The sequence below is a fragment of the Rhodococcus sp. 7Tela_A2 genome (assembly GCF_049311045.1).
Classification (GTDB): Bacteria; Actinomycetota; Actinomycetes; order Mycobacteriales; family Mycobacteriaceae; genus Rhodococcus.
Genome location: NZ_JAXION010000120.1, coordinates 1 through 12,804 on the forward strand (window position 1 = coordinate 1; position 12,804 = coordinate 12,804).

13 protein-coding genes are annotated in these 12,804 nt (G+C 66.5%); 10 read left to right on the forward strand and 3 right to left on the reverse strand.

The window, feature by feature from the left end; translation table 11 throughout:
* Positions 1-496: acyl-CoA dehydrogenase family protein (locus TVH25_RS18005; RefSeq protein WP_422425068.1), on the reverse strand; the 496-nt coding region annotated here is incomplete at its 3' end.
* Positions 497-597: 101 nt separating this feature from the next.
* Here TVH25_RS18005 and TVH25_RS18010 point away from each other — a divergent pair.
* The 3 genes from TVH25_RS18010 to TVH25_RS18020 are packed head-to-tail and all read left to right on the forward strand — an operon-like array spanning position 598 to position 2,766.
* Positions 598-1,041: a VOC family protein gene (locus tag TVH25_RS18010; RefSeq protein ID WP_169622030.1), complete on the forward strand. Its 444-nt coding sequence runs from the start codon at positions 598-600 to the stop codon at positions 1,039-1,041.
* A 40-nt stretch (positions 1,042-1,081) separates the two neighbouring features.
* Positions 1,082-1,912 carry an SDR family oxidoreductase gene (locus TVH25_RS18015; RefSeq protein WP_422425070.1) on the forward strand — a complete coding sequence of 277 codons (831 nt, stop codon included), beginning with the start codon at positions 1,082-1,084 and terminating at the stop codon, positions 1,910-1,912.
* Entirely contained in the window at positions 1,909-2,766 is an 858-nt protein-coding gene (locus TVH25_RS18020; RefSeq protein ID WP_422425072.1) for a TIGR03619 family F420-dependent LLM class oxidoreductase, read from the forward strand. Before TVH25_RS18015 ends, TVH25_RS18020 begins: the two co-directional genes overlap by 4 nt.
* Positions 2,767-2,799: 33 nt before the next feature.
* On the opposite strand, the gene TVH25_RS18025 is transcribed toward TVH25_RS18020, so the two are convergent.
* A complete protein-coding gene (locus TVH25_RS18025) occupies positions 2,800-3,459 on the reverse strand; it encodes a TetR/AcrR family transcriptional regulator (RefSeq protein WP_378529012.1) in 660 nt (219 codons plus the stop codon).
* A gap of 89 nt (positions 3,460-3,548) precedes the next feature.
* Between TVH25_RS18025 and TVH25_RS18030 the strand changes: the two genes are divergently transcribed.
* From TVH25_RS18030 to TVH25_RS18055, 6 genes are read left to right on the forward strand one after another with little or no spacing between them, the layout of a single operon-like run.
* On the forward strand, positions 3,549-4,844 hold the full coding sequence (locus TVH25_RS18030) for a hypothetical protein (protein ID WP_422425074.1): 1,296 nt from the start codon (positions 3,549-3,551) through the stop codon (positions 4,842-4,844).
* Between the two features lie 7 nt (positions 4,845-4,851).
* On the forward strand, positions 4,852-6,261 hold the full coding sequence (locus TVH25_RS18035; protein ID WP_422425076.1) for an acyl-CoA reductase: 1,410 nt from the start codon (positions 4,852-4,854) through the stop codon (positions 6,259-6,261).
* On the forward strand, positions 6,254-7,342 hold the full coding sequence (locus TVH25_RS18040) for an aldo/keto reductase (protein WP_378529009.1): 1,089 nt from the start codon (positions 6,254-6,256) through the stop codon (positions 7,340-7,342). Before TVH25_RS18035 ends, TVH25_RS18040 begins: the two co-directional genes overlap by 8 nt.
* A gap of 53 nt (positions 7,343-7,395) precedes the next feature.
* Entirely contained in the window at positions 7,396-8,829 is a 1,434-nt protein-coding gene (locus TVH25_RS18045) for an aldehyde dehydrogenase family protein (RefSeq protein WP_422425078.1), read from the forward strand.
* Positions 8,830-8,855: 26 nt separating this feature from the next.
* A complete protein-coding gene (locus TVH25_RS18050; RefSeq protein WP_169622036.1) occupies positions 8,856-9,329 on the forward strand; it encodes a carboxymuconolactone decarboxylase family protein in 474 nt (157 codons plus the stop codon).
* Entirely contained in the window at positions 9,326-10,252 is a 927-nt protein-coding gene (locus tag TVH25_RS18055; protein ID WP_422425079.1) for an NAD(P)-dependent oxidoreductase, read from the forward strand. The genes TVH25_RS18050 and TVH25_RS18055 overlap by 4 nt, the downstream gene beginning before the upstream one ends.
* A gap of 25 nt (positions 10,253-10,277) precedes the next feature.
* On the opposite strand, the gene TVH25_RS18060 is transcribed toward TVH25_RS18055, so the two are convergent.
* Positions 10,278-11,039 carry an SDR family NAD(P)-dependent oxidoreductase gene (locus TVH25_RS18060; RefSeq protein ID WP_422425081.1) on the reverse strand — a complete coding sequence of 254 codons (762 nt, stop codon included), beginning with the start codon at positions 11,037-11,039 and terminating at the stop codon, positions 10,278-10,280.
* A 148-nt stretch (positions 11,040-11,187) separates the two neighbouring features.
* Between TVH25_RS18060 and TVH25_RS18065 the strand changes: the two genes are divergently transcribed.
* Positions 11,188-12,750 carry an acyl-CoA synthetase gene (locus TVH25_RS18065; RefSeq protein ID WP_422425082.1) on the forward strand — a complete coding sequence of 521 codons (1,563 nt, stop codon included), beginning with the start codon at positions 11,188-11,190 and terminating at the stop codon, positions 12,748-12,750.
* Positions 12,751-12,804: the final 54 nt, after the last annotated feature.

Sequence of the window (12,804 nt, forward strand, 5' to 3'; positions counted from 1 at the left end):
CCCCCCTGTCGCCCCCCCGGCCGCCCCCGCCCGGCCCGGCGCGGGTCCGGAACTGCGCGGGGTCGGCGCCGCCCTGGGGCTCGGTCATCGAGTACGAGGAGAAGATCTCCCCGTCGAGCAGCGGCTGCAGGTAGCGCGCCTTCTGCTCGGGGGTTCCGTAGTGCGCGATGATCTCGGCGTTACCGGTGTCCGGAGCCTGGCAGCCGAACACGATCGGTGCCCACGACGACCGCCCGAGGATCTCGTTGAGCAGCGCGAGTTTGAGCTGGCCGTAGCCCTGGCCGCCGAGTTCGGGGCCGAGATGCGTCGCCCACAGTCCCTGCTGCCGGACCTGCTCCTTGAGGGGATCGATGGCCTTGCGGCGGAGTCCGTCGAGCGGCACGAACTGCTGGTGCTCCCACACCAGGTCGAGCGGCTCTACCTCGTTTCGCACAAACGCGTCAGCCCAGTCCAGCTTTTCCTGGTACTCGGGATCGGTTTCGAAGTCCCACGCCATTGTGCCTCCTCTCCAACTGTGAGAATATCTTTCTCGCAACTCAGAATACGATTCTTACACGGGTTCGGGTGGTTGCGAAACCCCTACGTTCGGAGGCGGCAGTGAAGGCAGAGGATCTGTTCCATTTCGGGATCGTCGCGGACGACCCGGGGGCGGCACGTGACGAGCTGTCGGACCTGCTCGGTTACAGCTGGGGGCCGCAAGTGGGCGGTCTTGTACCTGTGAAACTCCCGACCGGCGACGCCGTGGTGACGCTCGAATGCTCCTATTCCGTCACGACGCCACGGATCGAAGTCGTTGCGAGCGTCCCCGGAACCATGTGGCAGGCGACCTCCGGGGTGCACCACCTCGGGTACTGGTCCGACGACGTCGATGCGGACTGTGCCGAACTCGAACGGCAGGGTTACTCCGTGGAGGCCACGCGGGACGCGCCCGGAGGTGGACTGTTCTTCGCGTTCGCGCGCAGCCGGACGGGGCTGCTCGTCGAACTCGTCACCCGCGCAGCCGAACCCGGGTTGTCGGGATGCTGGGCACCGCAACACTGAACGCCGGACACGACACCGCACTTACCAGGGGGCGAAAACTGTGACAACAGTCGGGATTGCGACCGGGGCCGGCCGGGGAATGGGATACGCGTGCGCGGCGCGGATGGTCGGCACGGTCGACACGCTGCTGCTCATCGATCTGGAGGAGGCGACGGTGACCGCCGCGGCCGAGGGGTTGTCGACCGAACGGACCCGGGTCGAACCGTTCGTGCTCGACGTCACCGACGCCGACGGCCTCGCGCGACTCGCTCGCCGCGTCGCCGAACTCGGTACCCTCCGGTCGGTTGCGCATGCGGCCGGTATCTCGCCGACCATGGCCGATTGGCGCCGGATCTTCTCCGTCGATCTCGTCGGCACGGCTCTGCTCGCGGAAGCGTTGCGTCCGCTGGCGACCGCCGGTACCGCCTCGGTGTACTTCGCCTCGATGGCGCCGACCATCGGGCAGATCCACGCCTCTCCGGAGATCACGGCGGTGCTGTCGGACCCGCTCGCCGAGGACTTCCTCGATCGTGTGCGCGAATCGGTGGGTGAGGCGGTGGAGCACACCGGCGTCGCGTACGCGTGGGCGAAATACGGCGTGCAGCAGTTCGCGCGCGACGAAGCGGTTCGGCTCGGCGCCGTCGGAGCGCGGGCATGCTCGGTCTCGCCCGGCATGATCGACACGCCACAGGGCCGGCAGGAGGCGGAGCACAACGAACGAATCGGCGCGATGGTGAATATGACACCGCTCGGCAGGACCGGCGACGCCGACGAACTTGCCGCTGTCGTCGCGTTCCTGCTGTCCGACGATGCGGGATTCGTCAACGGCACCGACGTGCTCGTCGACGGCGGTGTGTGTGCCGCGAGTGCGCGACGACGAGCGGACGCATGAGCCCCACCATGGGGGTCGGCCTCCACTACGGTGGCACCGACACATCGATGCCCCTCGTGGGCCTCGCGCGTGCTGCGGAGGAGCGAGGATTCGAATCCCTGTTCGTTCCTGAACATTCCCACATACCGACAGCGCGGAACACACCGTTTCCGGGTGGCGGGCCGGTGCCCGACCGTTACTTCGGTCTGTGGGATCCGCTCGTGGGATTGTCCTTCGTCGCGGCGTCGACGAATCTCGTCGTCGGAACGTGCACGGCGCTTCCCGGCGGGCACGACCCGATCTCGTATGCCAAGGCCGTGGCCACGCTCGACGTCATGTCGGGCGGCCGGCTGGTTCTCGGTGTCGGATTCGGCTGGAACAACGACGAGTTCGAGGACCACGGGTTCGATGCTCGGGACAAGTACGCGGTGGTCGAAGAGAAGATCGCTCTGATGAAGAGTGTGTGGACCGACGAGGAAGCGGCGTACGACGGTAAACATGTTCGGCTTTCTCCCAGCAGAGTCGGGCCGAAACCCCTGCAACGCCCGCATCCTCCGTTGCTGCTCGGTGTGCGCCCGGGCGCGGTGGGCTTTCGCAGGGTCGCCGCATGGGCGGACGGCTGGATCCCGATGGGGCACCACGTGGTCGACACGCTGGAGGGTGATCTGAAACAACTCCGCGAGGAGTGGGAGCGGGTCGGCCGCGACCCCGGCGACATCCGCGTGACCGTCCTGCAGGCGATCCGCCCCGACCTCGCCGACGTGCTCGAGCGATTCCGGCAGATGCCGGTCGACCGTGTCGTCGTCGACATTCCGAGCGCCGGTGACGAGGTGCTGCTTCCCGTCCTCGACCAGATCGCCGCAGGCGCCTTCTGACGGGCGCCCGTCTCGCATGTCGCCGGCCGGTTGTCACGCCGGTCGCAGTCCCCGGAGAAACAGTGTCACCGCTGCGCGCGTGTGTGATTCGATATCGGCCGGCGTGCGGATGATGCCGAACGACGCGAGACGGGCGGGTGCGCTCGTTGCCATACCGAGAAACAACTCGGCGAGCATCTCCGGATCGTCCGCGTCGACGGCGCCTTTCCCGGCATGGTGCCGCAGCAGGTCGGCGACGAGTTTCGTCCGGGGCCACGCGCCGCGTCCGTACGTCCGGCGTGCGATCTCGGGATAGCTGGAAGCGTGCGCGATCGCGACCTGTTCGAGACGAACCATCGACGGATCGAGTGCCCGCCGGAGCGCGGTCGTGGCGATCTCGGTCAGGGCGCCCTCGAGGTCGTCGAGTGGGGGCTCCGGCGGTTCGGGGAACGGCCAGTCGGTGCGCTGCACCGCCCATCCCATCACCGATCGGAACACCGCCTCCTTGGTGGGGAAACGCGCATACAGCGAGGGTTTCGTCGTGCCGGCTGCGGCCGCGATGCCGTTCATGGACGTGCCTTCGTAGCCGTGTTCCAGAAACAGCTCGAGGGCGCTTTCCCGGATACGGCGATCGAGATCCGAGGCCTGTTCGGCTGTGGGGCGTCCGCCCTTGTTTCGCTTCGTGCCTTCGCCGGGGGCCGTGGAACTCGTCATATCCGCCAGTGTGCCAAAGCGATCCGGGCATAGACAGAAAACTTGACCCGTGGGTATGGTTACCGGAATCGCATACCGCCGGAGGGGAAATGTCACTTACGCAAGACAAGAACGACGTGATCGAAGCGATCGACGCGAAGTTTCAGGAGCGACGCCGTCAGGTCCCTGTGCTGCATCAGCGCGCCGAGGCAGAAGGCATCACCGCCATCACGTCCCGCGAAGACATGGTTCCGTTGCTGTTCCCGCACACGACCTACAAGAGCTACCCGGAATCGCTCATCGCCAAGGGCCGCTGGTCGAGCATGAATCGCTGGATCGACTCGCTGTCGACGCACCGCGTGACCGAGGTCGACGTCACGGGCGTCTCCGACGTCGACGAGTGGATCGAGGCACTCGAGGCGGCCGGCCACCTCGTGTCCAGCTCGAGCGGGACGAGCGGCAAAGGTTCCTTCCTCAACAAGTCGGTCCGCGACCGCGAAGCCAACATGCAGAACATGATCGACGGGCTCACCGAACTCGGAATGCCGCCGGAACGCCGCTGGCACGTCATCCCCGTCGGACCCGATACCGGGCAGAGCGCACACGTCGCCATGCGCGACCTGATCATCGACAACTACCGCCGTCCCGACGGCATCCCGTTGTTCGAAGGCACTCCGCCGGTCGGTCACCACCGCTATATGGCCCGGCTGCAAGCCATGCGACGAGCCATGGCCGACGGCACCGCCACCCCGGACGACATCGCTGCGTTCGAGGCGGAGGCGCACGGGCGTGCGGCAGAACAGGAACGGCGCCTGCACCACTGGGCGGACCACATCCTTGCGCGGCCCACCGAGGAGATCTTCTTCAACGCCCAGTTCACACAGCTGTTCCGCCTGGTGGAAATCCTCCGGGAGAAGGGTGCCCGCGAAGGCAGCATTTCGGGCGCCAACGCACTGACGGTCGGCGGCGGACTCAAGGGCAGCACCCTGCCCGCGGATTACCAGGAGCAGATCTTCGGAATGCTCAATATCGCGCCCGAGCGGTTCTTCCACTACTACTCCATGCAGGAACTCAACCTCCGCATGCCACGGTGCCTCGGTGGGCGCTACCACGTTCCCGACGGACTCGTGCTGTTCGTACTCGACAAGGACGGCGAAAAACTCGCGGACGTCGTGGACGGAAGAGCCGAAGGCCGTGCAGCTTTCTTCGACCTGACCGTCGACGGACGTTGGGGCGGAACGATCTCCGGCGACCGCATCGTCGTCGAACAGGGGGTGTGCCCGTGCGGGCACGCCGGCGAGACGATTCTTCCCGATATCGCGCGATATTCGGACCTGGGCAACGACGACAAGATCACGTGCGCCGGAACCATGGATGCGTACGTCCGCGGCTTCATCGAACAGTGAGACGACCATGACCACAACTGCTTCCGCGCCGCCCGCGTCCACGATCCGGGTGCCGCACTTCGTCCGCGGTGAACTCGTCTGGGGGGAGGAGAGCGAATACCTTTCCCGCGACTTCGGTGTGCCGTTCGTGACCCCACGTCTCGAGTACAACGGCCTGTTCGCCCCACGCTCGGAGGTCGGACCCGCTTTCGACGTTCCGGTCTCGGAGATCATCGACTTCCTGGTCGAAACCGCGCAGTACCTGACTCTGGAGAAGAACGAGTACCTCCAGGAATCACTCGAGATGACGGTTCAGGTCAGCGCATTGCCCCGCCGGATCATCGAGAACACCTTCGCTCGCCCGGGACAGTTCCTCACCAGAGCGGCACTCGAATACCGGCTCGAACGGACCTTCGGGAGTCTCGACGTTCTCGACGGCTGGACCGAACGCACCGACCCGAACGGCAGCGTGAGCCGGGTTCGTGCGTTCCCTCCGCGACTGGTCCACATGATGGCCGGCAACTCTCCGAGCGCCGCGATGACCACGATCGCCGACGCGGCCCTGACGAAAGGCATCAACCTCTTCAAGATGCCGTCTGCCGATCCGTTCACCACCGTGGCCGTGCTGCGCACGATGGCTGATATCGCTCCCGATCATCCCGTGCTCCGTTCGATGTCCGCGGTGTACTGGCGAGGCGGTGACGAGGCCGTCGAAAACGTGCTCTACCGCTCGCAGTACTTCGACAAACTCGTCGCGTGGGGCGGTGGCTCTGCCATCGAGAACGCCGCGAAGTATGTGGGTCCGGGGTTCCAGCTGATCTCGTTCGACCCCAAGGTTTCCATGTCGATCGTCGGACGTGAGGCGTTCGAGTCGGAGGAGACACTGCGTGAGGTGGCCGAACTTGCCGCCCTCGACGCCACGATCTTCAACCAGGATGCGTGTCTCGCGGCCCGCCACATCTGTGTCGAAGGCGACGACGAGCAGGTGGACCGGTTCTGTGCGCTGCTGCACGAGCGACTGGGCGTGGACCGCGATTTCGCGGAAGCATTCGGGCCGAAGCCCGGCGCCGAAATCCGGGACGCGGTCGAGGGCATGCGATTCCTCGAACCCGAATACCGGGTATGGGGGACGTTCGACGGTAGTGGTCTCGTGGTGCGCTCCCCGGAGATGGTGGACTTCCACCCGACCGACAAGACGGTCAACGTCATCCCGGTCGCGGCGATGCGCGAGGCCGCGTCCTACGCCACAGTCGCGACGCAGACCGTCGGCGTCTACCCCGCGTCACGGAAGGCCGAGATCCGCGACCTCCTCGCCACTGCCGGGGTCCAGCGCATCGTGCGACTGGGCAGCGCCCTGAAGGGCAGCATGGGTGGACCCCACGACGGCATGTATCCGCTGCACCGTTTCGTCAACTGGGTGGTGGACGACGATGCCTGAACAGCGGTCGAGCGGGATGGCGCAACGGGTTCTCGGATCCTCGGGTATCCGTGTGAGCGAGTGGTGCCTGGGGACCATGACCTTCGGAACGGAATGGGGATTCGGTGCCGATGAGGCGACCAGTCGCGAGGTCTACGACGAATATCGGGCAGCCGGCGGAAATTTCGTCGACACCGCCAACAATTACACCAACGGTGCGAGCGAAGAGATCCTCGGCCGGTTGATCGCCCCCGAGCGCGATGCCGTGGTCGTGAGCACCAAGTACACACTGCCGACCGACCCGCACGACGCGAACTCCGGCGGGAGCAACCGCAAGAGTCTGCGGCGCAGTGTCGAGACGAGCTTGAGGAGGCTGGGCACCGACTACGTAGACATGCTGTGGGTGCACGCATGGGACCGCTGCACACCGGCGGAGGAAACTCTCCGCGCACTCGACGATCTGGTGCGTTCGGGAAAAGTCCTGGCCCTCGGCATTTCCAACACACCGGCATGGGTTGTCTCCCGGTCGGACGCGATCGCGGAACTCAGAGGATGGACGTCGTTCTGCGCGATGCAGATCGAGTACTCGCTCGTCGCGCGGACGCCGGAGCGGGAATTGCTGCCCATGGCGGACGAACTCGGGCTCGCGGTGAGTGCCTGGAGTCCCCTCGCCCGCGGCGCCCTGGCACGCGAGCACACCGACGAGAGCCTGGCTCGGCTGTCGGGCCGTGTGCGACGCGTGCTCGAGGTGACGCGCTCGATCGGACAGGAACTCGGGCACTCGCCGGCGCAGGTGGCGCTCGCATGGGTGAGGCACCGGGGACCGATGGTCTCGATCGGAGCCCGGACCGTTGCGCAACTGCGGGACAATCTCGGTGCCGCCTCGGTGGTGCTGAACGACGCGCACCTCGCGCAACTCGACGATGCGTCACGGATAACGTTGGGCTACCCGCACGACTTCCTCCATGAGCGCCGTGCGTTGCTCGCCCCGGATGCCTTGCCGCCGTTGGGTGCAACGAGGCAAGATTCGGAGGGCTCTGCGCGACGGCGGCACAGCGGTACCCGCCCGGGCGGACAGCAGACAGCATCGGCGGCGCGATAGCCGCGGCACTCGAAGACGACTGCGTTCTTCGACAACTCCCGGAAGGCAACATCATGGAGACGCTCGACCATTGGATCGGCGGCGCGGCAGTACCACCCGCCGGCGGTGAGTACCTCGCGGTCACCGATCCCGCGACCGGCCGGACCGTACGGCAGGTCGCGCGAGGTGATGCCGCCGACGTGGACGCAGCCGTGCGGGCCGCGGTGAAGGCGACCGCCCGATGGCTGGCCATTCCTGCGCTCTCTCGGGGGCGGCTTCTCGTCGATCTCGCCCGTGCGATGCGGGCCGACGCATCGGTCCTCGCGGCGCTCGAGATCAGTGAAACCGGAAAGCCGGAGAAGGTCGCGCTCGCGGAGGTGGAGAATTCCGCGACTTATTTCGAGTTCTACGGCGGGCTTGTCGGCATGCCTGCGGGCGAAACCCTGGATGTGGCGCCCGACCAGCACGTGTTCACCATTCGTGAGCCGTTCGGTGTGATCGGCGTGATCACCCCGTGGAACCTTCCGCTCAACCAGTCCGCACGCGCGTGTGCTCCCGCCCTGGCGGCGGGAAACACGGTGGTTGTCAAGCCTTCCGAGAACACTTCCGCCTCCAGCGTGCGGCTCGCGCAGTTGGCCACCGAAGTGGGCTTCCCCGAGGGCGCCTTCACCGTGGTGCTCGGTACGGGGGCCGAAGCCGGGGCGGCGCTCGTCCATCATCCGGATATCGCGAAGGTTGCCTTCACCGGTTCGGTGCCCACCGGACGCGTGATCGCCGGTATCGCGGCCGACCGGGTCATCCCGGCCACCCTCGAACTGGGCGGCAAATCCGCGAACATCGTGTTCGCCGACGCCGACCTCGATGCGGCGGTGGCGGGAGCGGTGCAGGGTTTCACCGCGAATGCGGGGCAGGTGTGCTCGGCCGGAACCCGCCTTCTCGTGCAGCGCGACGTGCACGACGAGGTGGTGACCCGACTGGTGGACGCGGTGTCCCGCATCCGCGTCGGCCACGACATGGGCCCCCTCATCACTCGAGACCAGTTCGAGAAGGTGCAGGAATACTTCAAGATCGCCGAATCGGAAGGTGCGCGTGTAGAAACCGGCGGCACGGTGTCGGCATTCGCCGCCGAATCCGGCGGCTTCTACATCGACCCCACCGTGTACAGCGGAGTAGGCAACGCGATGCGCATCGCCCGGGAGGAGATCTTCGGTCCGGTGGTCGTGGTCATCCCGTTCGACACGGCGGACGAGGCGATCGCGATCGCCGACGACTCCGACTACGGGTTGGTCGCGGGCGTATGGACGAGGGACATTTCGCGTGCCCTCACCGTCAGCGGGCGCCTGCGCACCGGCCAGGTCTTCGTCAACACCTGGTCGACCGGGTCGGTGCAGACACCGTTCGGAGGCTGGAAGCACAGCGGGTACGGCCGCGAAAAGGGTGTGGAAGCGCTCCACCACTACGGCCAGGTCAAATGCGTCACAGTCAAACTCGATTCGGCCCGGCTCTGAAGCCGCCGGCCACGAAGGGATCACCGATGTCTCCAGAGGGCACCACCGTGCGGAGCGGCGTCGCCGCAGCACACGAGACGGTCTACAACGCCGGACTCACCGAACGCAGGGATGTGCTGGGCGACGAGTATGTCGATGCGGCGCTGACCCGCAACGCGGGCACGGACGGGGAAGCCCTCCAGGGCTACGTCAGCGAGTTCGTCTGGGGCGGTGTGTGGACTCGCGACGGCTTGGGACGGCGCGACCGGTCCCTCGTCACGGTGTCACTGCTCATCGCGCTCGGGCAGCACACCGAACTTGCGACCCATGTGCGCGCGGGACTCCGGAACGGGCTGACCCGCAGGGAGATATCCGAGGCGGTACTCCACGCCACCGCGTACGTCGGCGCGCCGGCGGGACTCGCCGCGATGCGGGTCGTCCAGGCGACACTCGTGGAACAACTGGGACCGCTCGACGCAGCGGAGTCCGGCACCTCCTCCGCCGAGGAGGCGACAGCATGAGTGCGACGTCGGTACGCCGCCTGGGGCACGTCGGTCTCGGTGCTATGGGCCGCCCGATCGCGCGCAACTTCGCGCGCAGCGTCCGGCCACTGGTGGTACGCGATGCCGACATCGACTCTCAGCAGCGTTTCGTCGACGAGCATTCCGGAGTCAGCGGTGCCGCGGGATTCGCCGACTTCTCCGACTGTGATGCCGTGATCCTGGTCCTGCCGACCAGCGACATCGTGGACGCCGTGGTGCTGGGTGAGGACGGCCTGCTCGCGCATCTCCGTCCGGGCGCCGTGCTGATCGATATGGGCTCGAGCGTGCCCACGCGCACACAACGCCTCGCCCGGATCGCCGGAGAGAAGGGGATTTCGGTCGTCGACGCGCCGGTCAGCGGCGGGGTGGCGAAGGCCGAACAGGCGGCCCTCGCCGTGATGGTCGGTGGTGACACCGCTGTTGTCGACAGGGTCCGCCCGTTGTTGCAGGAGACCGGACAGGAGATCATCCACGTCGGTGCGGTCGGTTCGGGACACGCGGCCAAGGCGCTCAACAACCTGCTGGCCGCGAACAATGTCCTCGTCGCGGCCGAAGCCTTGCTCGTGGGCAGGAAGTTCGGCATCGCGCCGGAAACCCTTCTCGCGGTGCTCAACGCGGGGAGCGGCCGCAATCAGGCCACCGAGACGAAGTACGAGAAGTTCGTGCTGTCGCGGACCTTCGATTCCGGATTCGCCGCCGCGTTGATGCGCAAGGACATCGGCATCGCGCTCGACCTGGCGCACGACCAGGGGATCGAGCCGGTGCTGGGAGAGGCCATCGGCCGAGTCTGGAATGCCGCGGTCGACGCCCTCGAACCGGGGGCAGACCAGACCGCGGTGGTGCGCTACCTCGAACAGGCACACGGCGTTTCGCTGGGAGACGCCGCGGCCGAGCAGAACTAGCGCGCCACGGAGACGGAGTAGGTCGTCAACGCAGGACGGTTCCGCCGTCCACGTTGACGACCTGCCCGTTGATCCAGGACCCGTCGTCGGACATCAGATACGCGACCATGCTCGACACATCGGCAGCTTCCCCGAGGCGGGTGCTGCGCGTGCGCGCGAGCATTCCGGCGAGCAGGTCGGGCGGCGCGCCTTCCCGGATCTCGTCGGTCAGGATCAGGCCCGGTGTCACCGCGTTGGCGCGGATGCCTTCGCGTCCCCACCGCGACGCGACATGGCGTGCGAGAGCGTTGATCCCCGCCTTCGTCGCAGAGTATGCGGGCCGTTGCGGATCACCGGTGAACGAGGCGATCGACGAGGTGTAGACGATGGCACCGCCTCCGCGTTCGAGCAGCAGGGGAACGGTGTGCCGCGTGACGAGCATGTGGCCGCGCAGATTGACGGCGACCGTGCGGTCCCACACGTCGAGGTCGATGCTCACCACGTCGGAATCCTTGGTGACGGCGGCCATGTCGCCGGCGTTGATGTGGACCGCGTCGAGTCCGCCGTAACCGTCCACCGTCGACGCTACGAGGGCCCGCACGGAATCGTCGTCGGAGATGTCGAACTGCGCCGCGGTCGCCTCACCGCCTGTTGCGCGGATGGAGGCGGCGGTGCGCTCGGCTCCCTCCGCATCGATGTCGCCGACGACGACCCGGGCGCCTTCCCTGGCGAGGCGATGCGCGGAGTCGGCGCCGAGTCCGGTTGCGGCACCCGCGATCAGTACGACTTTGCCTTTCAATCCGTCCATATGAACATCCCTGCTTTTCGCGTCGGTCCAGAAAACCGGAAACCCGTGAATCCGAACCTACCTAGAGCAAGAACAAAGTTCTAGTGTGTGAGAACAATGTTTCCGTTTCGTCGGCGGGGCCGGCGGTCGACGAAGAAGGCGAGAGTCCGTGACCGAAACCCAGGAACTGTTGATACCGAGCACCCACGCGCGCGCCCACCCGGACCGGCCCGCGATCGTCATGGCGTCCAGCGGAGAGACCGTGACCTACGCGCAACTCGAGGAGCGTTCGATCCGGTTCGCGCGAGCACTCCGATCCCGGGGACTGCGCCCCGGCGACCACATCGCGATCCTCATGGAGAACAACCGCCCGTTCCTCGAGATCTGCTGGGCAGCACAAAGATCAGGCCTGTACTACACGGCGATCAACCGGCATTTCAGGGCCGGTGAGGTCCAGCACGTGCTGAGCGACTGCGGTGCGGTCGCCCTCGTCAGCAGCGAGGGAATGGCCGAGGTGATCGAGAATCTCGACCTCGGTGCCATTCGGGTGCTCGTGTCGGCGAGCGGGTCGATCCCGGGATTCGAACACTACGACGACGTGCTTCGCAGCGAGTCGGCCGAACACCTCGAGGGCGAAATCGAGGGCCGGGAGATGCTGTACTCGGGTGGCACCACGGGCTTTCCGAAGGGCGTGCGCAAACCGTGGCCGGGCACGCCGCTCGGTGATCCCTCGTGCGCGCCCGTTCTCATCGCCCGCGGTCTCCTGCGCAACGGTCCGCGTCAGGACGTCGTCTATCTCTCGCCCGCTCCGCTGTATCATGCGTCGCCACTGGTCTTCTCGATGTCCTGGCATCGGCTCGGCGGCACTGTCGTGGTGATGGAGAACTTCGACGCACGCACGTGTCTCGAGTTGATCGAGAAGTACCGGGTCACCGACGCGCAGTTCGTCCCCACCATGTTCGTGCGGTTGCTCAAACTGCCCGACGACATCCGCGCTCGGTACGACACGTCGAGCCTGCGGGAGGTCGTCCACGGTGCTGCCCCCTGCCCCGTCGCCGTCAAGCAGCAGATGATGCAGTGGTGGGGACCGATCATCCACGAGTACTACTCGGGTACAGAGGATGTGGGCGCGTCCGCGATCTCTCCCGAAGAGTGGCTGTCGCATCCCGGTTCGGTGGGCCGGCCGATGCAGGAGTGCCACATCGTGGGCGACGACGGTCGAGAGCTTCCCCCGGGGGAGGTAGGCGTGGTGTATTTCGCGGGCGGTCGAGCGTTCGAGTACCACAACGATCCCGAGAAAACCGCGTCCATCACCAACGAGCAGGGGTGGCGGACATTGGGCGACATGGGATATCTCGACGCCGAGGGCTACCTCTATCTCACCGATCGCCAGGCATTCATGATCATCTCGGGAGGAGTGAACATCTATCCGCAGGAGACAGAGAACCTCCTCGTCGGTCACCCCGCGGTGGTCGACGCCGCCGTGATCGGCGTTCCGGACGACGAAATGGGAGAAGCCGTCAAAGCTGTGGTCCAGTTGGCAGATCCGGCGTCGGCAAGCCCGGAACTCGAGTCCGAGCTCATCGACTTCTGCCGTAACGAGCTGGCTTCCTTCAAATGTCCTCGCACGGTGGACTTCGTCACGGAGCTTCCACGTGACCCCAACGGGAAGTTGTACAAGCGCCGACTGCGCGACGGGTACTGGGCTGATAGAGAATCCCACGTCGTCTGACCGGGAGACGGGCGCCCCGGGGACCCCCCGCGGGGCACGCCCCCGCGGGCGGGG